This is a genomic window from Methanospirillum lacunae (assembly GCF_003173355.1).
Lineage (GTDB): Archaea > Halobacteriota > Methanomicrobia > Methanomicrobiales > Methanospirillaceae > Methanospirillum > Methanospirillum lacunae.
Genome location: NZ_QGMY01000002.1, coordinates 292,118 through 317,122, shown reverse-complemented (window position 1 = coordinate 317,122; position 25,005 = coordinate 292,118). Strand labels below are relative to the sequence as shown.

22 protein-coding genes are annotated in these 25,005 nt (G+C 44.1%); 10 read left to right on the top strand and 12 right to left on the bottom strand.

Going from position 1 to position 25,005, the window contains the following annotated elements; translation table 11 throughout:
• Nucleotides 1-16: 16 nt before the first annotated feature.
• Entirely contained in the window at nt 17-3,169 is a 3,153-nt protein-coding gene (locus DK846_RS01820; RefSeq protein ID WP_109967207.1) for a DEAD/DEAH box helicase, read from the top strand.
• Nucleotides 3,169-3,987: an SWIM zinc finger family protein gene (locus DK846_RS01815; protein WP_109967206.1), complete on the top strand. Its 819-nt coding sequence runs from the start codon at nt 3,169-3,171 to the stop codon at nt 3,985-3,987. The genes DK846_RS01820 and DK846_RS01815 overlap by 1 nt, the downstream gene beginning before the upstream one ends.
• 24 nt (nt 3,988-4,011) lie before the next feature.
• On the opposite strand, the gene DK846_RS01810 is transcribed toward DK846_RS01815, so the two are convergent.
• Both DK846_RS01810 and DK846_RS01805 read right to left on the bottom strand, forming a co-directional pair.
• Nucleotides 4,012-4,701, bottom strand: coding sequence for a trimeric intracellular cation channel family protein (locus DK846_RS01810; protein ID WP_181391570.1), 690 nt, complete (start codon nt 4,699-4,701; stop codon nt 4,012-4,014).
• A gap of 141 nt (nt 4,702-4,842) precedes the next feature.
• Nucleotides 4,843-5,508 carry a DUF4013 domain-containing protein gene (locus tag DK846_RS01805; protein WP_109967204.1) on the bottom strand — a complete coding sequence of 222 codons (666 nt, stop codon included), beginning with the start codon at nt 5,506-5,508 and terminating at the stop codon, nt 4,843-4,845.
• A 334-nt stretch (nt 5,509-5,842) separates the two neighbouring features.
• Here DK846_RS01805 and DK846_RS01800 point away from each other — a divergent pair, with 334 nt between their 5' ends.
• The gene (locus tag DK846_RS01800; RefSeq protein WP_109967203.1) at nt 5,843-7,255 is read left to right on the top strand and encodes a hypothetical protein; all 1,413 of its coding nucleotides are present in this window, start codon (nt 5,843-5,845) and stop codon (nt 7,253-7,255) included.
• 53 nt (nt 7,256-7,308) lie between these two features.
• Here DK846_RS01800 and DK846_RS01795 read toward each other — a convergent pair whose 3' ends face one another.
• On the bottom strand, nt 7,309-9,018 hold the full coding sequence (locus DK846_RS01795) for an ATP-binding protein (RefSeq protein WP_109967202.1): 1,710 nt from the start codon (nt 9,016-9,018) through the stop codon (nt 7,309-7,311).
• 144 nt (nt 9,019-9,162) lie between these two features.
• Nucleotides 9,163-10,263: a response regulator gene (locus tag DK846_RS01790; RefSeq protein WP_109967201.1), complete on the bottom strand. Its 1,101-nt coding sequence runs from the start codon at nt 10,261-10,263 to the stop codon at nt 9,163-9,165.
• Nucleotides 10,264-10,511: 248 nt separating this feature from the next.
• Between DK846_RS01790 and DK846_RS01785 the strand changes: the two genes are divergently transcribed.
• Nucleotides 10,512-10,889, top strand: coding sequence for a MarR family transcriptional regulator (locus DK846_RS01785; RefSeq protein WP_109967200.1), 378 nt, complete (start codon nt 10,512-10,514; stop codon nt 10,887-10,889).
• A 42-nt stretch (nt 10,890-10,931) separates the two neighbouring features.
• The gene (locus DK846_RS01780) at nt 10,932-11,504 is read left to right on the top strand and encodes a flavin reductase family protein (RefSeq protein ID WP_109967199.1); all 573 of its coding nucleotides are present in this window, start codon (nt 10,932-10,934) and stop codon (nt 11,502-11,504) included.
• Nucleotides 11,505-11,729: 225 nt separating this feature from the next.
• Here the strand turns inward: DK846_RS01780 and DK846_RS01775 are convergent, their stop codons facing one another.
• Complete coding sequence (locus DK846_RS01775) at nt 11,730-12,200, bottom strand: hypothetical protein (protein WP_109967198.1); 471 nt, start codon at nt 12,198-12,200, stop codon at nt 11,730-11,732.
• A 155-nt stretch (nt 12,201-12,355) separates the two neighbouring features.
• Here DK846_RS01775 and DK846_RS01770 point away from each other — a divergent pair, with 155 nt between their 5' ends.
• Complete coding sequence (locus DK846_RS01770; protein ID WP_109967773.1) at nt 12,356-13,513, top strand: TIGR04083 family peptide-modifying radical SAM enzyme; 1,158 nt, start codon at nt 12,356-12,358, stop codon at nt 13,511-13,513.
• A gap of 17 nt (nt 13,514-13,530) precedes the next feature.
• On the opposite strand, the gene DK846_RS01765 is transcribed toward DK846_RS01770, so the two are convergent.
• Together DK846_RS01765 and ercA are read right to left on the bottom strand one after the other, a co-directional pair.
• On the bottom strand, nt 13,531-14,049 hold the full coding sequence (locus DK846_RS01765) for a DNA-deoxyinosine glycosylase (RefSeq protein WP_109967197.1): 519 nt from the start codon (nt 14,047-14,049) through the stop codon (nt 13,531-13,533).
• Nucleotides 14,033-15,199 (bottom strand): alcohol dehydrogenase-like regulatory protein ErcA, encoded by a 1,167-nt coding sequence (gene ercA, locus DK846_RS01760; protein WP_109967772.1) that lies wholly within the window; start codon nt 15,197-15,199, stop codon nt 14,033-14,035. Before ercA ends, DK846_RS01765 begins: the two co-directional genes overlap by 17 nt.
• Nucleotides 15,200-15,386: 187 nt before the next feature.
• Here ercA and DK846_RS01755 point away from each other — a divergent pair, with 187 nt between their 5' ends.
• The 3 genes from DK846_RS01755 to DK846_RS01745 are packed head-to-tail and all read left to right on the top strand — an operon-like array spanning nt 15,387 to nt 19,571.
• Nucleotides 15,387-16,226: a ParA family protein gene (locus DK846_RS01755; RefSeq protein ID WP_109967196.1), complete on the top strand. Its 840-nt coding sequence runs from the start codon at nt 15,387-15,389 to the stop codon at nt 16,224-16,226.
• A 7-nt stretch (nt 16,227-16,233) separates the two neighbouring features.
• Complete coding sequence (locus tag DK846_RS01750; protein ID WP_146201095.1) at nt 16,234-18,678, top strand: chemotaxis protein CheW; 2,445 nt, start codon at nt 16,234-16,236, stop codon at nt 18,676-18,678.
• 38 nt (nt 18,679-18,716) lie between these two features.
• Nucleotides 18,717-19,571, top strand: coding sequence for a CheR family methyltransferase (locus DK846_RS01745; protein ID WP_109967194.1), 855 nt, complete (start codon nt 18,717-18,719; stop codon nt 19,569-19,571).
• Nucleotides 19,572-19,576: 5 nt separating this feature from the next.
• On the opposite strand, the gene DK846_RS01740 is transcribed toward DK846_RS01745, so the two are convergent.
• Nucleotides 19,577-19,843 carry a hypothetical protein gene (locus tag DK846_RS01740; protein ID WP_109967193.1) on the bottom strand — a complete coding sequence of 89 codons (267 nt, stop codon included), beginning with the start codon at nt 19,841-19,843 and terminating at the stop codon, nt 19,577-19,579.
• Between the two features lie 110 nt (nt 19,844-19,953).
• Between DK846_RS01740 and DK846_RS01735 the strand changes: the two genes are divergently transcribed.
• Nucleotides 19,954-21,201: a hypothetical protein gene (locus DK846_RS01735; protein WP_109967192.1), complete on the top strand. Its 1,248-nt coding sequence runs from the start codon at nt 19,954-19,956 to the stop codon at nt 21,199-21,201.
• A gap of 13 nt (nt 21,202-21,214) precedes the next feature.
• Here the strand turns inward: DK846_RS01735 and mobA are convergent, their stop codons facing one another.
• The 4 genes from mobA to DK846_RS01715 all read right to left on the bottom strand — a co-directional run bounded on the left by mobA (nt 21,215) and on the right by DK846_RS01715 (nt 24,789).
• Nucleotides 21,215-21,808 carry a molybdenum cofactor guanylyltransferase gene (gene mobA / locus DK846_RS01730; protein WP_109967191.1) on the bottom strand — a complete coding sequence of 198 codons (594 nt, stop codon included), beginning with the start codon at nt 21,806-21,808 and terminating at the stop codon, nt 21,215-21,217.
• On the bottom strand, nt 21,809-22,285 hold the full coding sequence (locus tag DK846_RS01725; RefSeq protein ID WP_109967190.1) for a methylated-DNA--[protein]-cysteine S-methyltransferase: 477 nt from the start codon (nt 22,283-22,285) through the stop codon (nt 21,809-21,811).
• Nucleotides 22,276-24,294, bottom strand: coding sequence for an ATP-dependent DNA helicase (locus DK846_RS01720; RefSeq protein WP_181391569.1), 2,019 nt, complete (start codon nt 24,292-24,294; stop codon nt 22,276-22,278). Before DK846_RS01720 ends, DK846_RS01725 begins: the two co-directional genes overlap by 10 nt.
• Before the next feature lie 99 nt (nt 24,295-24,393).
• Complete coding sequence (locus tag DK846_RS01715; protein WP_245926428.1) at nt 24,394-24,789, bottom strand: bacteriohemerythrin; 396 nt, start codon at nt 24,787-24,789, stop codon at nt 24,394-24,396.
• Nucleotides 24,790-25,005: the final 216 nt, after the last annotated feature.

Sequence of the window (25,005 nt, the reverse complement as noted above, 5' to 3'; positions counted from 1 at the left end):
AATATTGGAGGCCTTCTTGTCATCCTCTCATCGTTCAGATACCTCAATTATCCTGCATGCCCTGTATAATCCACACCAGCCATTCTCACTTACCCTGTTTGGAGAAACTGGAGAATCAGGATCAATCCCGATTTCAGGAGGAACAGATTCTGCGCCAAACCATCCATTTGCCAGTAGTACAGAGCACCTCTTTGCCCTGATTCAATCAAGCCAGAATAAGGAGGGAAGAAAACAACCAGTCCCATCTCATGGCTCATGTAAAATCGAGTTCCCAACAGCAAACGGAAAGATCGTTGCATCTCCTGAATTCGCATCCCGGTATGAAACAACCCAGAAAGAGCCTGATTCATCAGGTTTCTTTGAAGTCCCCGTTGTGGTCTGCCAATCTGAATTCCTGCTATATCTTCCTGAAGGCAATGCATCAGGTTCATGGATTGACGGGGGAAGTCTTCGTTTCTGGCGGGGTTGTACCGGCTTGGCAAGAGAGATGGTGATCAGAGGAAGATACCTCCCGTCATCAGGAATTTATCAAAATGGAGGGGTCTGCACCAGGTGGAAACTTATCCCCTCATCTTATGATGAACACCGGATTGATTCTCTTGCGAGAGCAATGCCTCCAATTCAACAGAGTTTTCTTAGGTACGCAGAGGGCTCAAAAATATCCGGGAGAAAAGATTCCGTAATTCTGTTTATTGAATCAATAATCGCCCGTATTATCTTCCTTACCACCCAGACCGATCCAGAGGATCTCATCTCCAGGTTTACCCCGATAGAGAGGCTCAAATATTCCCAGGAACTGACTGCCCTCTATTATCTTCAGGGATATGAGAGGCACAAGATGCCGATCACAAACCCACAGATAACCAATGGATGGAAAGGGAAGTTTGACCAGTGGACTGACACCGAAAACATTGATATCCCTGACGATCTTCCATGGACAGTGGTTGCCAGGATTGATGAGGACATAGCCAGTAGTTCATCCAAAAATGAGAAACAACCACCCGAATGGGTGATCACCTTCCTGGTGAGATCAGCAGATCATCCAGATCTTCTGGTTCCTGCCAGTCGACTTGGACAAGGAAAAAAAACACCAATCCCCTTACCCGGTGATGATGAACTCATAAAACTCTTACATGATGCAGCGGTAAAAGTTCAAACTACTGCGAATCTGCCGAAGTCAGAGATAACATTCAGAACCAACTTCGATCCAGTGATAAGGATTCCTGAATCAGACCTTATCAGATTTTTAAGTCACGACGTTACCCGGATTCGGGAGGGTGGGATTGAATTTATCTGTCCTGACTGGTGGGGACGGCCGCTGGAGCCTGCCCGGATTGACCTCTCTTTCCAGAGACAGCAGGAAAAAGGTTTCAACTCAACGGTAGGACTTGCAAGCCTGCTCCACTATGATTACCGAATTGCTGTCGGAGACGATTTCATCGAACCTGCAGCATTCAGACAGATGGTTGAGCAACAGATCACAACCGTGAGAGCAGGAAAACGGTGGGTCACCATTGACAGACCTGCACTGGATCTCAGGATAAAGGCCATCGAAAAGCAATACAAAAAACACCGTGCTTCGGTTGCAGAACTCCTGAAGATGGTTGCACGATCTGAAAGTCCGGATGCAGATCTCTCAATCAATCCCGGAGATGACTGGACAACAGACTTAATCAGAGGAGTACGGGAAGGCTGGAGTCATACAAATGTTCAGATTCCTCAAACCTTCAACGGGATACTGAGGCCATACCAGGAGATTGGAGTTTCATTCCTGCTCAGGTGTCGTTCGCTCGGATTCGGGGCATGTTTAGCAGATGATATGGGCTTAGGCAAGACACCACAAACAATAGCCTACCTGCTTTGTGCAAAAGAGAACGGGGGCCTCTCCGGGCCTTCTCTCATAATCTGTCCAACTTCAATCATTGGGAACTGGGAACGTGAACTGGCACGGTTTGCTCCGGGGTTGTCCTGTTTTGTTCACCATGGATCCTCCCGGCTGAAAGGGAAAGCATACCTTGAAAAGGCCCGATCATATGATCTGATAATCACCTCGTATGCACTCATTCCCAGGGATATGGAACTCCTTTCCGGGATTACATACGCCGTGCTTATTCTTGATGAGGTTCAGAATGTCAAAAACCCACAGACTAAACAGTTCCAGGCCGTGAGAATACTTGAAGCAGATCACAGAATTGCCCTCACTGGAACACCGGTCGAGAACCATCTTACCGAACTGTGGGCATTGATGGAGACGATAAACCCGGGATATCTGGGTTCATTTGCAGCATTTCAGAAGATGTATGCAAACCCGATAGAGAAAGGGGGAGCAGAAGAAAAGGCAGCGGAACTGAGAAGGATCATCAGGCCATTCCTGTTAAGACGTGTAAAGACCGATAAAACAGTCATTTCTGATCTTCCTGAGAAGATGGAGATGGAGGTTTACTGCACTCTGACTCATGAGCAGGCAGCACTTTACCAGAGTACCGTAAACGATCTTGCCAGGGATCTCCAGTCGGTTGCAGGAATAGCCAGAAAAGGGCGGGTTCTTTCAGCTCTTACCAGGTTAAAGCAGATCTGCAATTATCCGGACCATGGATCAGTTCCCGCGATGGAACCACTGCGATCCGGGAAAGTTCAGCGTCTTGTTGAGATGCTGGAAGAGGTCAGGGATGAAGGTGATGGTGCAATTATCTTTACCCAGTATGCAACATTTGCAAAAGATCTTGCCAGAACTCTGCACCAGTCACTGGAGCGTGAAGTGCTGCTCCTGACCGGTTCAACACCCAGGATGAAACGGGAAGAAATGATCGCGAGGTTTGCAAAACCTGACGGCCCCCGTTTCTTTGTAATCTCACTCAGGGCAGGGGGAACGGGCCTGAACCTCATGCAGGCAAATCATGTGTTTCACATAGACCGGTGGTGGAACCCTGCAGTCGAAGATCAGGCCACTGACAGGACATACCGGATAGGACAGACAAAAACCGTGCAGGTCCACATGATGATCACGGCAGGAACTCTTGAAGAACAGATACATGAGATGATTGCACGAAAACGAACTGTCGCAGATCAGGTCATATCTGCTGGAGAAAACTGGCTTACTGAACTGCCTAACGGTGAACTGATGGATGTGCTCCGCCTGCGTGAACAGGTGTTCGGGGATGATATCTGATGATGAGGAACAATACGTATGAGAAGACCCGACAGCAACTTCTAGGAGAATCCTGGTGGACAGCAGAATTTCTCTCCATGATGAGACCTGGAAAAGACACATCTCAACTCGTGAAAGGAAGACGACTTGCAGAACGTGGTCAGGTAATTATTAAAGGGATATATCAAGGAGGTGCAGAATCTGTGGTGCTTGAGGCAATTGGTGGTTCTCACCATACAGCGATCTGGCTCATGGACCTCGAAGATGATTGGGAGGTTGTATACCGGATATTTGCTGCTAACCAAGACCTTTTTTCAAAACTTCTTTCAGGCAATTACTGCAGGGAACTTGACGAGATGCTGAAAGAAGCCAGAATTCATGTTATACCGGCCTCACTTGAAGACCTGGATTATCGGTGCGACTGCGAATCAGATCACCACACCTGCAGCCATATCGTTGCAACGTACCTGGCACTTGGAAACCAGGTGAACGCAGATCCTCTCCTTCTCTTTCTGCTCAGGGGTAAAACCCGTGACGAGATTATCGCAGGGGTTTCTCAGTACGTAAATCCGGATGTGAGGGAAGAAGTCAAACAGGTCGAAAAAAATCAGACCGAAGAAGACGTAAAACCGGATCTGACCCGGTATTATGATCCCGGCACAGAATTTGAGACTGTACAATATCGGGACGTTCAGCCTTCAAAAGACGTCACAGCCTGCTTTAGCCGTCTCGGCCCTTCGCCATATAAACTGGGAAAAGTAAACCTTTCTGATCACATATCAGGAACATATTCCAAAGCTGCAAAGTACGCGTATGAACGTACGGATAAAGAAGAGTAACAGGTTTCAGTCAGGATTATTTATCTAAAAACTAGTGATATTGTATCTGACCGAGATCATTCGTACCAGGAATGTGATGATAATACAGGCTAAAAATCCGGTCGGGTATGGAATCATAAAAGTCCAGCAGACAGTATAGGCTGCAGCTCCGGCGAATGATGCTAATGCATAAAACTGGCCGGGTCTGAATAACTCAGGAATTTTTACAAAGAAGACATCTCTGAGCACCCCTCCGAATGATGCGGTGATTACTCCCATAACCGGGGCGATCAGTGGTGGTATGCCACTGGTCAGAGCATAGAAAGTTCCAAGGTATGCCCACATACCAAGAGAAATCGCATCAATCAGTGCAAAAGAACCTGATGTTCCAAACATTAAACTTACAACAGCATTGAAGAGGTCATTGTGAACTGTATTTTCGGTTATTAGGGATCCTTTACTGATGGGAACGAGAATAATCCCAATTACACCAACGATTAAGATACTGATCAGATAGATGGGGTCCTGGAGCCAGAAAAGTGGGTACCGCCCAAGAAGAATATCCCTCAATGTTCCACCTCCCACTGCAACAATCACGGCGATAACTAACGCTCCAAAGTAATCAAGCCCGTTTCTTCGTGCATCATACACACCGGATGAAGCTGATAGGATGATTGCTATCCACTGTACTACGGTCTGAAATACAAGCAGAAATTCGGAAATTCCCGTGTCCATAAAATGTCCTTTCCTTCCTAATGCCTTCATTGATACGTATCATGATGTCTGGAAGGAGTTGATACAGATTAGATATCAGTCTGACAAGAGGTTATCATTTTGGATGCTTTAAAAAAGGGGATGGGTTACCAGGAAAGGTGATTACTGGCCTGCGTCGTAGAGTTCAGAGTAAAACCTGGCACCGGTGATAGAGAGGAATGGCAGCAGGATCAGGGTAAGAAGCCAACCGATGATCGGAATCAGAGAGAGAACGCCATAAATGATAAAGAAAACAATATTCAGGATAATCAGGGCTATGATGTACGAGCCCCAGCCAATCTTACCTATTTTCTCAAGTATATCACTGAATGCAAACGCTGCTCCCATACTGCCGGTTCGTGCAAACTGAACCATACCAATGATCTCAAACAGGCTGAAGATGAACATAATGATGAAAAAGGCCAGGAATGAAATCCCCAGTGTTCCAACCAGCAACCCTGCGTATGCTGCAGGATTAGAGACATTCATCGTCAGCATGGTAAGGGCACCAAAGCCTCCACTTAAGAAAAAGATCAGAAAACCTATGATGCAGGGGATGATCATATAGACAAATCCAATGATCAACATCTTAATGCCATCAATAAACATACCCAGGTAATCACCAGGCTCTGGAGCTGGTGTTACTCCCTTCATAATCCTAAGCGTATACCCCATGATCAGCGGGAAGATAATTGATGAGATAATGAGAATTATCCATCTGACCCACTTTCCGACCAACGCATCTGATGCATACCTGAATGCATCGCTAATACTTTCAATCACATCCATACAGATCACTCGGTGAAAGTAATCTGCGGTTCGGATATAAGATACTGTGTATAATACTACCCATAAATTACGGGATTTACTGTGCTCTCTGGTGTATCAATATCACCTTATTCTTATACAAATAAGGAAAAATGAAAAAAGAAACTTAATTTATATTTTTCTTTAGGAAACGCGAATATTTAACTCAAAAACTATCTTATCCGATCTCCAACCTAAATGTTACCCATTCTTTATGAAACTTTGAATGAAATCAGGTGATAAGGTACATAGAGAGCATAGGCACCTGCCCGATATAATGAGCAGGAGATCCGCTGCTTATATACCAAGTGATAGTATGAGGCAATTCAGTTATTTTTCTGCAATATTTCTAGTCATATTCATTATCTTTGGCTATGCAATTTGCAGTGCATCTCTCGATAATATTCCCGATGGCAGTCCAGGAATGCCTCCAGGACAAGAAGGTATAGGCAACGGCCAGCCACCATCAGGTGGAACTCCGCCATCAGGGGCACCACCAGGAGGATCCGGTGGAAACCAGGGAACATCATTTACTCTTTCCGGAAACTTTACTGTTGATGGAAAGACGGTATCTGAATCAGACAGGAGTTATACGTCAGATAAAACTGACACTTCAGCTATTTATGTAACAAACAAGGGTTCATTATCCCTTAAAAACCCTATTATCAGCACAACGGGTAACACATCAAACAACGATGCCAGTAGTTTTTATGGTCTTAACGGTGCAGTTCTTGCAAATAACGCAAGCACAGTAAAAATATCAGGCGGGTCAATAACTACGACCGGAACCGGGGCAAATGGTGCAATTCCAACCGGGGAAGGGACCTCTATCTCTCTTGACAATCTCACGATAACTGCATCAGGAAATGGTGGTCATGGCGTAATGGCAACTCTTGGGGGAACACTGACTCTTGTAGATGTAAATGTTATCACATCAGGAAAGAATGGAGCTCCAATCGCAACTGACCGGGGATCAGGAACGGTAACAGTGACCCGTGGAACAATTTCTTCCTCTGGAATTGATTCACCAGGACTCTATTCAACTGGAGTAATCAACGTCACCGACGCAATAGTAAAATCAGTTGGCACAGAAGCTGCCGTGATAGAGGGAATTAACTCGATACATCTGGTCAATACATCACTCTCTGGTGGTGTTGAAAAGACAGGTGGAACAATGATCTACCAGAGTTTTTCAGGTGATGCAGAGACCGGGACCGGAACTTTCACAATGGATGGTGGATCCTATGAGCCAATAGCAGGACCTGCTTTCTTTGTAACAAACACTGATTCGGTAATCACCCTCAAGAACGTGAAGATGATAGGAACGCCAGATCTGTTGATCAAGGCAGCCGGGACATCACGATGGGGTACTCAGGGAAAGAATGGTGGGATTGTGATCTTTTATGCTGATAATGTTCAGCTCACCGGATCACTAGAAACTGACGCAATAAGTTCAATTTCTGCAACCCTGAAAAATGGCTCTACCCTTTCAGGTGCTATAAATACATCAGCGATCAGCCTGGATGAAACGAGTTCATGGAATGTCACCGCTGATTCAACCCTCACCTCACTTAAAGATTCTGCGGGAATTGTTGACAGCAGCATTACAAACATCATCGGCAACGGATTTACCGTAACGTATGATAAAAATAATGCTGATAATAATGAACTTGAGGGAATGACATTTTCCCTGAAAAATGGTGGTACTCTGACCCCAAAATCATCTTAAGGTTCAGACCTGCCACAAACCGGCAGGGTTTATTTTTTTACGGAAAGTACCACCTACGTGATTGATTCAGATACCATTCGGAATTTTCCTTCTGGTATGGACATCTCAAATCTGGCACCGATTCCATAAAGTCCGGTTTCCCTGATTGTAATAGAAGTCATGGAAAGAATCTCGTGGATTAAAAACATACCAAACCCGGTGTTTTTGCCAAATCCTTTCTGAAATATCAGTTCCTTTTCTTCAGGTGCTATTCCAGATCCATTATCCTCGTACATAATGAGGACAGAAGAGGATGAAAGAGAAACAGACAACCTGATAATAGAAACATGACTACCATGCCTGATTGAATTATCAATCAGGTTATAAAAAACCCTATCTAGAAGGCGATCGACAAGGATCTCTACATTATCCCCATCTGTTGAAAAAGAGATCTGATGCTTGGTAAATGATAATGAGGCGTTAATAAAAGTTTCTGAGGGACTTTGCCATACCGGGGCATATAATCCAAGATCCTGATAATCACTTGTGAATTCTGCCTGTTGTTGCATGGTGTCCATGATCTGATCCATCTTTTCGGCATATTCAGTGATAAGAGGAACCGTATTTACATGTCTGATCATATCCCCGTATAGGCGAAGGGCAGTTAACTGATTTACAATATCATGCCGGGTTATTCCAGACAGAAGAAGAAGTTTCTGATTTACAAGTTTTAGGCGATCTTCATAATTTTTCCGCTCAGTAATTTCCCGAAGATTAATCACGCTTCCGATTGTTTTATCGTGTACCTTATGAGGAGTGACATAAATCTCATACACTTTCCCTGACTTGAAAAGCAGATCAGTTGATAGCAGTTGTTCTTCAGATAGTGAAACTGGAGAAAGTAACACATTCATCTGCACCGGATATTCAGTATTCCTGCTCAGAATCTCCCATATTCCTATATCATCAATTCCACCTTCATTGTCAAGATGCAGGATATGAGCAGCTACCCGGTTATAATTCTGAATTTTTCCCAAAAGATCCACCACAATCACACCATCTGCAGTTGATTCTATTGTGGCCTGTTGCAGAGCACTCATATTCTGCAGTTCGATTGTACGGAGTTCGACTAATTCTTCAAGATGATCTTTGTAAGAGAGTAACTCTAACTCGCTGGTTTTTTTCCGATCAATAAGATTGATTACCGAACCAAGGATGAAAAGCCCTAAGAAGATGATGAGTGGGATCTGGATGAGAAGTTCAGATCTCAAGGGCTCAATTTCAGGACCATAAGGATGGAAAAATTGTAAAACAAAAAAGGAAACGACACTAACAAATAATGAAAATGAAACGAGAATGAGGGTAGAAGAGTATAATACGGATTGTCTCTTCTTAAGGTAGAAAAAAACAATCCCAATAATAGCAGAGATAACCATCAGAATAAGATCTGCGGTTGAATCTGGTCCCATATCAAAAATATATCTAAAAAACACCAGAAAACATGCTATGATACCAGCTGAAACCGGGCCACCGACTATACCAGATAAGGGAAGGACAATTCCATTGATTCCCATAGTTGGATGGGCTGTTTCATTCCAAGGGATAAGGATCCCAGATAAAGCTACGAATGTAAAAATCAATCCAACATAAACCGAATATTGGATTTTCTTTTGAATATAAATCCGGTCGGGAATCAGGTCATATAATAAAATAAGCATGACAAGGATACTGATGTTAAATATCAAGTCATGATATATGCCGATTATCTGGGATGGGATGGTCATTGCCTTCCTCGTTTTCCTCGCGATAAAAGGAGGGGACCGAAAAAGTGGGAAAATAACACATGATTGAGTTGCCACTTGAGAATATATTATTATTCATTAACACTGTGAAAAAAGCGAGGTAAGAATGGGGTTTTTAATACAAAATCATGGAGAAGAGGTTTTCTCCCTTGCATACCAAAAGAAGAGGATTCGTCCATTTTGAGTCTGCTTGGTACACCTGATATCAACATGAATCTGTCCGTTGATACCTTGATGAATCGAACTATTTGTCGTTGTTGTCCCGTCGGGACCTGAAGTATATTGAGAGAGAATTTCAGGTGTGATAGAATGATCAATTGTAAAAATAACCGGATCAGTCATTTTATCAAGAGTGACTCCCAGCCGATTACTCCAGGTTTTATTCATATATAAGATCCTCCCTTCACCATCAGTACACATGATACCATCAGGTGCATTTTCAGCTGCAGATACAATCACCGATTCGATTTCATCTTTTTTCTCTTTATTTGAGAGAACTCTTATATTGCATAGGACATAAAAATTTTTCCCAAAGTTTATTCTTGTAAGAAATGTTTCTATTGGAAAAATACTGCCATCATGAGGTCTTCGAGCGTCCCAGATAAGGAACTGATCTTCACCCAAAAGGACCTTCTTAATGATATCTGTTCGATTTACAACAGGAGAATTGGGGCTGGAGAGATCATCAATAGAATATTTCAATGCCTCTTCCCGAGTGATCTGAAACATATCAAGTAATTTTGAGTTGACTTCAAGAATACGACCCTCGTCGTTATGGATAATCACCGCGTTATATGTTTTATCAATAAGAGTTCGAATCGTCTTTTTAGAGCGCTGTTCCTCTGTTTCATCTCTGCGATCTGAAAGAGCAAGTCTGATTTTGTATGTTAGTTCTGCAAATAATGCTCTCGGATCTCCCCCTTTCTGGATGTAATAATCAGCTCCGCTGTTCGTCGCTTCCATTGCGATCATTTCACTCCCCCTGCCAGTAAACATGATAAAGGGAGTTGTGTAGTCACGACGGACTGCTTTTAAAAATTCAATGCCATCCATTCCCGGCATCTGATAGTCTGATACGATAGCATCAGGATGGTCGGTACGAATTATTTCTAGACCTTCTTTAGCTGATTCCGCTGAAAGAACCTTGAATTCACTTGTTTTTTCTAGGAACAACCGTGCAATGTCCAGGAGTGCAGGCTCATCATCCACATACAGAACGGTCTTCACGATAGGATTGTATGATTCCCGCTAGTACATAAAGGAACCGCCACCAGTTATCTGTAACTTATGAAAATATAAACAAACATTTAAAGGATATGAACATGGCTCCTTAGGGATCCTATTTCACTACTATTAGAAAAACAATAAAATTCTAACAAAAATTCTATTAACATCAATAATCAGACGAATTTTTGTCAGGACTAAATCGATAAAATTATTATAATAATAAAGTAAGAATAAATCACGGGAAGCTGATGGGGTCTTCTTATATACAAGAATTAACTGAGACGGAGAATGAGGTCATCCGTCTGCTCGTCGAAGTCGGGCTAAAAATGAATGAGGCACGTATCCTCGTTGTCTTCTTCAGGGGCCCAGACCTGACATCCAGAGAACTGGAACGAATTGCTGATCTCAGGCAGCCAGAGGTAAGTGTTGCAATCACTAGTCTGACTAAGAAGAAATGGGTTGTTGTATCCAGCCTTATCACTGAGAATAAAGGAAGACCGGTAAAAGTTTTTTCACTTTCTGAACCAATCGATGCAATTCTTGATGAACTCCGCGATGGAATATGTGAAGGACATGATCAGCAGATGCTGATGCTCAGCCGGATCAGGGAGATTATCAGAAAATAATACTCTTCCCTTCTGTCCGATATCCCGTAAGACGGAGACATAATGGAAAAGATATCGCTTCCACTACAACCGCCAGAAGTATCTCTCCCGGTAGTTATCGCAGGAGCCTTTGTACATGGAAAGGAGAATTATATTACACTTGGAGCTTTTGGGATCATGTCCCTTCAGCCTCCGATTGTATACATCTCTTCCATGAAATCTCATTACTCAAATGAAGGAATCAGGGAGAATGGTTTTTTCAGCGTTAATGTCCCACCTGCCGATCTGGTTCAGCAGGCTGATTACTGCGGGCTTGTATCAGGTCGTGATGTAGATAAGAGTAAAATATTTACCACTTTTTATGGCTCTGAACGATTAGCCCCGATGATCGAAGAGTGCCCTGTTAACTTTGTGTGTAAAGTCATCAGGATCGTAGATCTTCCATACAACGAGGTATTTATCGGGGAGATTGTGGAATACTATGCAAGTAAAGAATGTCTTGATAACGACAAACCGGATCCTGAAAAAATAGATCCAATGGTGCTTGCCGGGCCATCATATCGCTGTCTCGGTCCGTTAGCCGGTGTGGCGTTCGGAGAAGGCCGGGCTTATCGTGCCAGGTTGAAAGGACATTAATGGGTAAAGATCACAATAACCGATTTTATTCAAGAGTAATACAATTCCCTTCATATGGGATGACATAAGCCAGGGACAACAACAATCAACACCAAAAATCTGTTCTACCACCTTGTACCTCCACAAACGAACATAGATTCAATGATTCTATGAACAAATTCTAGCTGCAGACTGATCTTCAAAAGAATGTCATCTCTCATCAAAGCGAAAAATAAAAAAGGGAGGTTATGTTGTTTGAGGGTCTTTATGTCCTTCGTACCAGGAGTGTAACCCATCAAAGTTATTGATGACTTCATCTGTTCCTTCCAGGCCCATCGGGCCGATGAAAACTACAGGAATATTCATCCATTCCCGATTGTATGTCGTATAATAGGCATTCAACCGATCATTAGACTCCTGGCCTGAAGAGAGATTTACCACCTGAAGATCGATTCCCGGGTGATCTGCAACATATGCTTCGATATACTCATGTGCCGGTCCACAGGCCCCACAATTTGGATCATAAAAAAAGGCCGGAGTAATGTTACCTGGAACTGTTGTAGTACTGTTAGTCAGATTGTAGAGATCTGATTCAGTAACATTGGATCCATTCTCTGAAAAGATTGTAGCACTGACAGGGAATGCCGAAAGGGCTACCATTGCCAGGAGGACTAGCAAGATTGTCTGAAAGTTGTATGATTTCACATGAATGCTCATAGATTTCCCCACGCTGAGCGGATAAATCAAATTAAACGCTGAAAAAATTACGGTGTCCCAAATTATAAGGTTTCTTCAGCTTGTCAAATGAAGCCATTATCTGCAATTGAATCTTCATACGTAACCCTATGAAGAAAGGGGAATAATGTATGAGTATGAAGACCCCGTTCCATATCATGATCATCCCAACCCTTGGTTGTCCCTCCCAGTGCCACTACTGTTGGAGTTCTGAGGAAGGATCACCGGTCATGACACTGGATACAGTCAAGGCAACGGTCTCATGGCTTAGTGGATTTCGCGACGATCCTCTCACCATCACCTTCCATGGAGGAGAGCCCCTTCTTGCAGGACCGGGTTTCTTTAGATCTGCCCTGCCAATTTTAGCTGAAGGACTTTCAAAAAATACCCCGTCATTTGCAATCCAAACTAATCTCTGGAGAATGACCGATGATATTGCAGAGATACTTGCTCAATACCAGATCCCAATCGGTTCAAGTATCGATGGCCCTGAGGTCCTGACTAATTCCCAGCGTGGTGAAGGATATTACCAAAAGACAATGGCAGGATATGAGATTGCCAGGGCTCACGGGCTCGAAGTAAGGTTCATCTGTACCTTTACCAATAAATCGGTAAGAGAAAAAGAAGAGATCGTCAGATTTTTCAGGGAAAAGGGTTTTACCCTGAAACTTCACCCGGCACTCCCGTCACTTCGCAGCGAGGAGCCGCAGCAGTGGGCCCTTCCTCCTGAAGAGTACGGAGAACTTCTTGTTTACCTGCTTGATCAGGCACTAGAGAATCAGGGCGAACTTGAGATTATGAATATCAACGATCTCTGCAGGTGTGTTTTTACAAGACGGGGAACGGTCTGCACATATGCTGATTGTATGGCAAACACCTTTGCCATCGGGCCTGATGGGAGTATCTATCCCTGTTACCGGTTTGTGGGAATGGAACAGTGGGTGATGGGATCGGTATATGACAGCCCAAGTATTGATGATCTCTCCCACAGTGATGCCTGGAAAAAAATGCATGAGTTCAAGGAATACGTTGATAAAGCGTGCAGTTCATGTCGGCATATGCCATACTGTCGCGGTGGATGCCCATACAACGCTATTGCCCCAGATCAGGAACGATTATCTGGAGTTGATCCTCATTGCATTGCTTATAAGAGGATCTTTGACGAGATCTCTGACCGGATGAACGAGGAGATGTTTGCTGCTCCACCGGCTTTTATGAGTCCGTTTTCATCAGCACATAAACCTGATACAAAACCAGGGATAATGTCCCTGATTCATCGCATTGTGATGAAATAATTCAGATAACATGCAAATCATGGAACGATATAATCACGCAGAATCATCCATGATTGACATTTTTCTTCAAAACGAACTGCATGGGCCGGGCTGCTTGATGGAAGATACCCGGTATGAACCATTCGCTTTTTATTTTCCTGGCCCAGTTTCATTGCCTGCTCAAGCCCTGTTTCTGAACGCCTCCCATTACAGAAAACAGCGCTGATTCCAGGATAACGGGATAGAAGTGAACCAATCGGGGCAGGTTCTGGATCCCTGATAGCTGAATCAGAACTTCCCATCCGGGAACATGAATATACAACATCCCAAAGTCCAAACCCCTGGGAAAGAAGGAAGGAAAGCCTGTCATCATATGGAAGATCAACAGGCATTCCGATGATTGTTCCCATTATTTTCCAGAAATCATTTCTGGGATTTGCATAATATTGCCCGGTCTGAAGAGAAAGTTTGGATGGAAAACTCCCGACAATTAGGACCCGGCTTGTGATATCAACTACCGGTTCAAACCCAATAAGACGGTCAGAGAGCCGATTCATAAATGCTCAGCAGGTCTTCACGTTCAATTTGGCGGGGATTTGTAACCATACAGGCATCAGTCATAGCCTTATCTGCAAGATCCATGAGATGGGATTTTTTCACGCCGGCTTCTGAGAGGTTACTAGAAAAACCGATTACATGATAGAAATTCAGCAGGGTAGAGATGAGTAACTTGCCTCGTGCCTCTCCGGAACTTCCAGTCATATCAATCCCCATCACCTTCGCAATAGTATCATACCGCTCCTGTGCTCCCTGGTAATTAAATCGGATTACTGCAGGAAGAAGCATAGCGTTGCACATCCCATGAGGAAGATCGAGAAATCCTCCAAGGCTGTGTGCCATTGCATGTACAGCACCAAGGCTTGCATTTGAGAAGGCAAGCCCTGCATGCATACTTGCAAGCATCGTATAGGAACGATACTCTAGGTTAGTTGGATCCTGCATAACAAGCGGGAGGTACGACCAGACCAATCTGATAGCTTCAAGAGCGTGAATATCAGTTATTGAAGAATGTGCATTTGAGACATAGGCCTCGATTGCATGAGTCAGGGCATCTAGGACTGTATGAAGGGTCAGATCAGGCCCAAGAGTCATGAGGGTTGATGGGTCAATCAGTGCCACATCGGGGACCAGGGTTTTTGAAATAATAGCTATCTTCACTTTCCTGGCCTTGTCAGAGATAATTGCAAACTGTGAGACATCAGCACTACTCCCGGAGGTAGTGGGGATACATATGAGTGGTGGAGCTGGTATTTCTACCATATCAACCCCTTCAAACTCCAGAATGTGGCGGTTGTTTGAACTGACAATTCCGATCCCTTTGGCACAATCAATAGGCGAGCCCCCACCAACAGCGATGATGCCGGTGCAATGATTATCTTTATAAATCCTGGCACCTTCCATAACAGATTCGGCATGGGGGTTAGGCACAATATCAGAAAAAACAGAGTACCTGATTCCTGCCTCATCTAGGCTCTCAAGAATTTCAGCAGTAATTCCTGAAGCGATAATCCCAGGATCTGTTACAACCAGTATTTTTTCGGCCTGAAAAATCGAGGCAAATCTACCTGCCAAAAAGCGGGCACCGTCTCCGTACACGATCTCCGGCGCTACGAACTTTCTCAGTTCAAAGACTGACGGATCGGTCATGATATGTGAGTAATATGAACATGAGGTATAAAAGATCACGTGTTCTGAATCTTTTAAGATAGTGACAGAGAATAAAAATAGAGGGCTGATCACAATCTCACATTGGCATTCCCGAGGATCCAAGAGATGGCCAACAGGTCCGGTAATAATAAATATAAATGCCTCAGGATGTACGGTATAAGAGGGGATCCTGATAACTGTCACAGCCTTTGCTCATCATAAAGGAGGAACTGGAAAAACCACTACCTGTCTTCAGGTAGCTGGGTTTCTGGTGAAATCAGGTCGCCGGGTTCTGGTTATTGATACTGATCCCCAGGCCAATGCTACCCTCGGGCTTGGGATTCATCCGGATACGCCGGCTCGCAATATTTATCACTACTACTCGTCACAAAATAGTCCTGACACCGACCCGGTTTCACTTGCTAGTTTGATCATACGCACGATATCAAACATCGATCTTATTCCTTCTCACCTGGATCTGGTTGGTGCAGAATCTCTGCTCTACCAGAACCCTGAACGGTATGAGATCCTGGCCAGAGAGGTAGCATCTCTTAAAGACCGGTACGATCATATCCTGATCGATACACCTCCATTCCTGGGTCAGTTTTTATTAAATGGTATTATTGCAGCAGATAGGACTGTTATTGTCTTTTCTCCGGATAGTTTTGCTCTGAATGGATACGAGAATATCAGGCTTATCCTATCTGACATTGAAGAGATACTGAACAAGAAGATCCAGATAAAAATGGCTGTATTAAACCGGTGGAGCCTGCCGGTTTCTGAACAGTCATTCTTTTCAAAAATCTCTGCCAGGTTTACAAGACAGACAAAATCGGATCAGACTGAAGAAATAAAGCATATCCTTGAGGATCAGATGAAGCGTGAAGTGGGCCTAGTGATTCAGGTTCCCGAAAGTCAGCAGGTAGGGCTGTCAAACAGACGGGGAATGCCACTCGCGTTTTCTCATCCTGAGGATCCTGCAGCAAAGGCTTTTGAACAGATAGCGCAGGCTCTTGATCAGGGGTGATGAGGGAATGACAGAGGAAGAGGAAAAGAACCGGGCGGGTCGTCGTGCCCTGTTTACTGGTGCCGGAGTTTCAACGGCCCGGGTAGATTCAATACCGGTTTCAGAAGTTGTAGAGGCAGTACGAAAGATCAATGAAACTCAGGAGTCTGAACCTGATGATATTCCAGAGGTCTTCAAACCGGTCATCACACGGCTCATCACCCTGGTAAAGACAATAAACCAGCAGAACTTGGAAAATGCAGAACTACAATCCAACCTTCAGCAGAAGAGTGAACAGATTGCAGGCCTGCAATCTGAGAATGTCCAGCTCTCTTCAGAACGTGAATCATATCTGAATGATTTGATTACTTCTCATACCGAGTTTGACAGGGCGCTTGAAATCTTTCAATACCATGATATCCCAATGGTGCTCACCGGCTCTGAAAATAGTCTGTATGATGCTAATAATTCATTCTGCACCCTTTTCTCAATTGCCCGAAGCAGTATCACCACCCAACACCCACCATTAAGTACATATTTCCCAGATGATCCTATCATAACCGGTCCTGACGGAGAGGCATATTCAATTGTCACACTGACTCCTCCCGTGGTTCCGTTTGATCATGAGGCAATATCTCTTGTTATCCTCATAAAAACCACACGAAACCCGGACCCGACAGAAATTGGATCAAAGATTGAGAAAGGGCAACCAACCCAGGCACAGAACGGAGAGTTAACCGAAGAACCAGATCCTCTTCCAGTCAGAAACGATTCCCTGAATCATGCCTTGCTGGCATTCGAACATTTCCCTCTCCCGGCAGTTGTAGTCGATCAGTATCGCACGATAACGGCATGTAATCAGGCCTTCTGCTCTCTTGTCGGCAGAACAAAAGAAAATGTTTTCCTCCGCGACATTGGTAGTTGTGGCATAAGGAACCAGGATATAGAGATCATCGCAGAAGTTCTTCAGGCTCCAGAACCATCCCAGATAGAAGCACAGGTAATCCACCCGGATGGAACTGAAGAGTCAGTATTCTTCGGGATCACTCCGGTAGGAATATCAGAGGATGAACCTCTGCTTCTGCTTGCAGGTGTCCCAATTACTGCAGATCAGGAACAGGAACCTGATGGGGCTGTAAAAGCACACACACAAGGTGGAGACCTGATGCTGAAGATGCTCCTGGATCTCAACCCAGCTGCAGCAGCACTCCTGGATGAACATGCACGGGTGATCTATGCCAATGAAGGATTTACTGAACTGACAGGTATCAGTCCGGCTGATCTAACCGGGACTGATGCCAGAGATATCGGAATCACCGTTCCGGATTCAGTTCTCCTTAAGGATGCCAAAGAAGTTCAGTTTCTCCCTGAAGTCATCAGACTTGAAACCACTTGGGGAGTTCAGGAGAATTCTGGGATGGTAGTCCCGGTTGGTTCATCTGGAAGTGGAGTTTCAGTCATCCTGATCCTGCAACCGATAACCAAGACTGAAGAGAAGTCTGCATCTAATCAGATTCAGGCAATTCCACCAGCGGGTGCTTGTGTATCATCTGTTATTTCCAGTTCAGACGTGGGAATAGTCACACAATCCGGTTCAGTCAGGAGCACGCCGGGTGCTAATGATATCCCAATTCCGGTACTGCAAACAGACTTGTCTGGCTCAATTATCAATGTCAATGATGCATTCACCAGGATGGCCGGAGCAGGTTCTGATTTATTCATTGGACAGATGCGTCAGAAACTCATGATTTTCGAACCTCCAGGTATAGTTCACGCCACATTTCCCTCTGGTGAATTCTGGTTCAGGGAAACAGCCTGGGATCAAAATGGAGAAGAGGTTAACCAGACTTTTTGGTACCTGGATGTCTCAAATGAGATCATACGTATCAACGCATTAGAGAAGAAAATTCAGGCTCTTGAGGGACAGATAAAAATAATCAAAGAAGAACAGGGGATAAGTTCTTCATCAAATCAGCTTGATTCAGGCGAACAGATAGATATCGTAGAATTTGAACTAAACGAAGAGAAATATGCAATAGATATCACAATGGTCAGAGAAGTGGTGGAGATTCAGCCAATCACTCCACTACCACGAACCCCCCCATACGTAATAGGGATTATAAATCTGAGAGGAGAAGTAACCCACGTTATTGATCTGGCAATATTACTCGGGCAACGTTCACGAAGTGATCGATCCGGACAAAAGATAATCATTATTCCGTCAGATGTCACAGGAGGAGAACATGTTGGCATCATTGTGGATAATGTCCAGAGCGTCACTGAGATCATGGGACGACATGTCTCAATGCTGGGTGATGACATAACAACTCAGATTAAGACCCATATAAAAGGAATCATAAAAATAACGCACAATGATGTTCTAGAGAAACGCAGTGAAACCAGCCAGGAAACGACGCTCATTATCTGGCTTGACATCCAGAAAATACTACGCGATATTCAGGGATATTCCTGAATTGTTATTAGTCCCGTTCATATTAATCAGGCACAATTATGGAAAAAAAACTCCCAACCCCGGTTTTTCCCCAGATATCAGTACCGCAAGTAAGTGAAAAAGGTCTCCCTGAACTGATTCTGGATGTCCAAAAGCGCCTGAAGATTCAGCTGACAAATTACAAGCAGGATTATATTAAGCGAAGACTGCTTTCACGAATGAACTCAACACGATCTAAGGATTTTGCTGAGTACCACCAGTATCTTCGCACTCACCCTGAGGAAGAGGAGAAACTCCGAAATGCCCTCACCATCAATGTCACCAAGTTCTTTAGAGATCTTGAGGTATTTGATCTGGTTAAAAAGGAGATTTTCCCAACTATCCTGAAAGATAAACGTAGTATCAAAATCTGGAGTGCTGGATGCTCTTCAGGAGAAGAACCATACACGTATGCCATCATTCTATATGAGCTTGGAAAGACCGGACCAGCATTTAATGGCTCAATTATTGCATCTGACATTGATGAAGAGATGCTCAAGAGGGCCAGACTTGGTGCATACGAAAAGAATGCTCTGGAAAACATGACCGAGACGCAGATAGCCAAACATTTTGATAAAAAAGAGGATGGCAAATACTATGTAAAGGATCATATTAAACAGGTGGTCAGGTTCCAGGCACATGATCTGATGACAGCTGGTCCGGTATCCAGAATGATGGATATGGTCTCATGCAGAAATGTGACCATTTACTTCAATGAGCAACAGAAGAAGGACCTTGTAAAACTCGTGCATGAGAGCCTTGGAAAAGACGGTTTTTACATCATGGGAATGTCAGAGTACATGGCAAAAGATGTGGAGCACCTCTTCAAACCGTATAAACCAATGCTAAAGGTATTTCAGAAAGTTGAACAATAAAACAATCATCCTCTTCTAAATATGCTTCGTTTCTTCGGGAGTGGTTCAAGACCAGATAACTCCCTGTTTTTGTCCTGTTTCTCATTATGAGCTTTGATCTCGCCGTACATCATATAAAAATTGAAAACAACTCCGATTAGGATTAACAGGCTGCCTACCCAAAGTGCTATTCCCTTTGGACGTATCGCTTCGATCAACCACATCATCAGCAGGATTATTAAAAGACCTATGACGTAAAAAGGACCCCACAGTCTGAGGTTCAGAAGTTTCATCAGATACTCCACATTATGCTTGATATCTAATTAAATACTCTTATGAAAAAGTGTCTGTTCATTTCAGATCATAAGTAAGTAGATATTTTTTCACGAACTCAATAGTAGGTATGGAAAGGGGAGAGAAATATACAAGAGCGGGAGTTCTCCTTCTTGCAGTATCAGTTGCAGTTATATGTGTGATGATATGTGGCTGTGTTGAGGTTACACCCCCATCTGGAGAGAAAAACGCATCAGCATATGGATCAGTTGGATCATCAGGAAACCTGACTTCGGGTTTAGAGAGCAAAACATCCACCCCGGCATCTGCTAATGCCTCTTCAGCACCGGGAAATGTTTCTGGATCAGGAACATCCCAGGGAAATGGAGAGAATGGTCCGGGTATTAATTCAAGTCAGATCATTCCACCTGATGTTCCTGTGGTGAAAGTTACCCCAAGAAGCCTCCAGGGTCTTCCAACTCCCTCTGAGACACAGTCATATTCTGCACTCAATAACCGGTCTGCCATCGGCCCGAATGCAGAGTTTGTCACGATTTATGATATCAACCACACCTTCTCAAATGATGCAATTGCGTATACCTATACTGTAAAGAATCCTCCCCTGTATATAGATCTGAAAATTGCGCCTGAAAATGAAACACATGTTATCTCATATGATAAAAGAACAGGTGATAAAGAGGGCTTGATCAATGTTACAGTAAATCGACCACCAAAAGATGCCTGGTTTGAAATGAGGGTGTATGATCTCAAGGATGGATCTAAAGTATTAACAGAAGGATACGGAAAAACGTACAGCCAGTCCAATAAAACTGCTGTTTTGAGATCGAGTGGCTCTTACCAGTTTGATCTTCTTGGAAACAACGTCAACGCAAGTGTAATCCTAAAAGTTCCGGTAAGTTCTGATGCACTTGAACAGTACCAGAACATAACCAGCCTTATTGACACGAAGAAACAGGAGGCCGGACTTATTCCGGCAGTATATCTGACTCTCTCTGACCTTCCAGCTGACTGGAAAGTTTCAGGAGATGTAATCCATACTGTTTCACAGTACCAGTCTATCTTTGTAAACCCGGTTTCAGGATACAAACTCCAACAGAACATCAAAAAGTATGAATCTACAGATAAAGCCCTGACTGCACTCGCTGAGCTTAGGAAGGGGGCTGCTTCAGAAAACCCGGCTGCAACTCTTATTGGTCAGGAAGGATACCAGTTTGAAACCGTCCGTAAAACAGAGGTTGCTTTTGTTCAGGGGCAGTACCTGATAGAGTTGACCAGTTATTCAGTTCCGGCAGTGTCACTTCCAGATCTCCAGCGATATGGTGTAATTATCGTCACAAGAGTGAATTCTTCAGGATAATCTCCCTTTTTTATTAAATTAACGCATTGAATTCCTGTAGATAGTTGATGTTTGTGAATGTTTTCAGTTCAGGATCTATCTTTTGAATTTCATTGACCGGGATAACCAGAGTCGAGAGTTGGTCGGTTATATCCCTGATTCTCCGGGCTGTGTAATGTGAAAAAAACCAGATCAGAGCTTCTCGTCTGTAAACTGCATGAAGGGGTTCAAGATGACCTGCTTCCCATTCCGGGATTGCAACATCTGCATTTCCAATCCGGGTGAATAGTTCCTCAATAACCGCCGCGGAGATGAACGGCATGTCACAGGCGACAATAATGATAAAATCGCCTTTTGCATGTGAAAGAGCACTTCTGATTCCTTCAACGGGACCGGTCCCCTTAATTGAATCAATTACACAGGGATATGGAAAAATTGCAGTGACTTCCCGGGCCTGCTCTTCATCGCGACAACTGAGGATGATCTCATCAGTTACAAGAGTCAGAGTTTTTATCTGCCTTTGTAAAAAGGTCTCTCCCTCATACTCAAAGAGATACTTAGCCCTTCCTCCTGCCCGAGTAGCCATCCCTCCAAGCAGAATGAGAGCGGTCCTTGATGCCCGTTCCATTCACTCCTGCTCCCTGAAACTCAAATTCTGTTGAACCATCTTTTTGGATACACTTGCCTCAATCCGCAGCAGTTCCTCTTTAATCCAGAGATCAGGAGTGAAACCTCCCAGCCCTTTTGACGCCACTACCCGGTGACATGGCACAAGAAGTGGAGTTGTATTTCTACTCATGGCAAGTCCAACAGCCCGTGGACTAGTATCAGCCTTCAGGGCAATTTCGCCATATGTTTGTACAGACCCATAGGGGATAGCCTGTACCGCCTTGTATATTCGACCATATGTTCCTGGCTGATCCGGAAGATGAGAAACAAGTGGATCCAGACAGGTTACTTTTCCAGTGAGATAGCGGGTTATGACTTCAGGTACAGGTCCTGGTATTCCGGTACGCTGAAACCGAATCCGATGGACAATATTTCCATCCCAGGTGACATTGACATACCAGAGTCCTAACCGGCATGACCCCTCGCTCACTTCCATCCCCTGATCTGTTTTGAGAATTCTTCGTATGTGCAGGGGACAAGTTCATCCTGAATCCATCCGGGAAGACGGGTACGAATCTGATCCTCAAGAAATCGTTTCTCTCCAAACACAAGCACTCCCCGGTCTTCTGGAGTCCTCAGCACACGTCCGAGAGCCTGTTGCACTTTATTGAGGGCGGGAAGAGTGTATGCAAGAAATTTACCTTCTTCCCCATACCGCTGGGTATAGTAGTCCATGATCATCTGCCTGACCCGGTTCCAGGGTGCAAGGGGAAGGCCTATCACCATAGCTCCGGTGAGCATCTCACCGCGGTAGTCAAGACCTTCAGAAAATTTACCGCCACAGACTGCAAAGAGAATCCCTGAACGACCGGTTCTTGGAAGATTCATAAATTTTGAGAGAAGTTGTCCGGCTTCAGAACTCTCTTTGGGTTCAATGAACACCTCTTTTTTAATGTGGATTTCTACATCCCTGACAATGGTTTCCAGCACCTGGTATGACGGAAAATAAACGGCAAGATTGCCGGGACTTGAGGCAAAAGCCAAAATATATTTGATAAGTCTCTGTGAATGTTCTTTGTTCTGTCTCATTGAGAAGGCAGATGTAATATCGTTAGAAGCAAGGACGAGGCGGTTTTTCCTTGGAAATGAATTGGGAAGTTGAAACCTTTTCACAGGAACGTTGTCTGTCAATGTACGGAAGTAGAGTTGTTGATAACTTGATAAGGGAGTCAGGGTTCCTGAGATCAATATCATGCAGGAGTGTTCCTTGGCAAGGGCAGAGAGGGCAGGAGCAGGATCGATATTCTGGGCCTTGAGTATTATCTTATCCTGATCTTTTTGGTATACTGTGAGATATGACGGGTTTCGAAGTGAAAGATTGAGACGGGAGAGGAACATAGAAAGCCGCTCGATACCAGTTGCCTTGTAATCACCTTTCTTGGAGCTGTCCTCTTTAACGACTTCAGATACCTCCATGAGTTGATCCACGACCTCTTCCATGCTGCCATAAAATGACTCTCTGAGGACCATCCGGGAGAAAATGGTGGGATCAAACCAGTCTTCGGTCTCCATCGATCGTTTGAGACCGTCGATAAATTTGTTGATCTGGGGAATTAAATGACGAACAGCTTCGAGATTCTTCATCTCTTTTTTCAGTGTGCCTAATTCCCTTTCAGCAGCTTCCAAAGCCTGCTGATCGACAGACACAGACAGGATGTCCTGCATGACGTCACCACAGTTATGGGCCTCGTCGATGAGAAGCATCATTTCAGAAGGCTCACGCTGAAGGTTCAGGTAGAGCTGCTCACGAATCTGATCATCAAAGAGATGATGATAATTGAGCACCAGAAGGTCGACATGTTGAGACGCCTGTACCATCACTTCGTAAGGACACAGCCCTTCACAGAGATCGCCAACATTTCCGGGATCTACTCCTTTTGATGAGATGATCTCTGCTTTCCGTCGGCATGATTCAGACGGAATAATCTTATAGTTCCCACTCTTTTCAGAGTATACCGCAGCCTTGCTTCGGATAAAAAACGGACATAAAAGGGGGTGATCTGGATCGTTTTTCTTGATCTGCTGAAGAATATAGGGATCTTTTGATGGATCCAATACTCCCCGGTCTGCCCGCTCTTTGATAAGTGAGGTCGAGAAGGCCTTGACGGCCTCACACTTTCGGTATACATCACCGATCCCTCCAAGCGGGCACAGTGAACCTTTACCAACAAGATATGAATATTTAAGCCCTGGCTGTTTCCTGCGGATCAAATCCAGTTCCCTGATATATGTGGTCATCTGGGAGATGGTGCGAACGGCGACAACAACCAGCCGATCTCCACGTTCTGCAAGGAGTGAAGAAACAACGCTCGACTTACCTGAACCGGTTGGTGCATCTATCAGGAGTACACCACCGGAACGGGCACAGGCGGCAGCCTCATTCAACATATCCTCCTGTCCTGGTCGGTATGCCGGATATGGAAACCACCGGTCAAGCTGGGTCATGCCATACCTGTTGGTCTTTCTTCCTCTTATCTCTGTAAGAAAAAAGTTCCTTGTTTCACAACACCTGATGATAAAAAGAGCAGAAGATGATGAAAAATCCTATAGGCCGTTCTCTTTAAAGAGGGCGGAATACTGCTTATCAGTTCCCTTGATATGTTTTGTAACCCAGTCACGTAAAAAGGTCATAATCTCAAGTGAAAGGCCGAGTTTTCCTGAATCGAAATCTTTCTGGAACTTTTCAACCTCCTGAACAAAACCTCCATGTTCCTTTTTGTGAGCTACGTATTTGGTATATTTAAACTGCTCCATGTACTTCTCTTCAGCCTGAAAATGATAGACTGTATATGCAGCAAGCTCATCAATGATTTCAGATACAACCTGCTTTCCCTGTTTTGCAAGCATTGCATCATGAAGCTTATTAATCAGATCGATAAGGCGCTGATGTTGCTGATCGATCTCAGCAACATGCACGCTTAAATCGTCAGACCATTTCATAATCGACATAAATGAGTTTCAACTGCTATGAGGATAAGACATTTGATTGAGGAAAAAAACCTCTCCATAATATCCGAATAGTTCGCAAAAACGTTTATATTTAAGATATCAAAATTTTGACAAAGCGACCGAATATCATAATAGAGGTAAAGACCGCGGTGGAAAAAACCTGTTAAATGAGATCTATGGTTATGGAACATTCGATATGAAACAGTC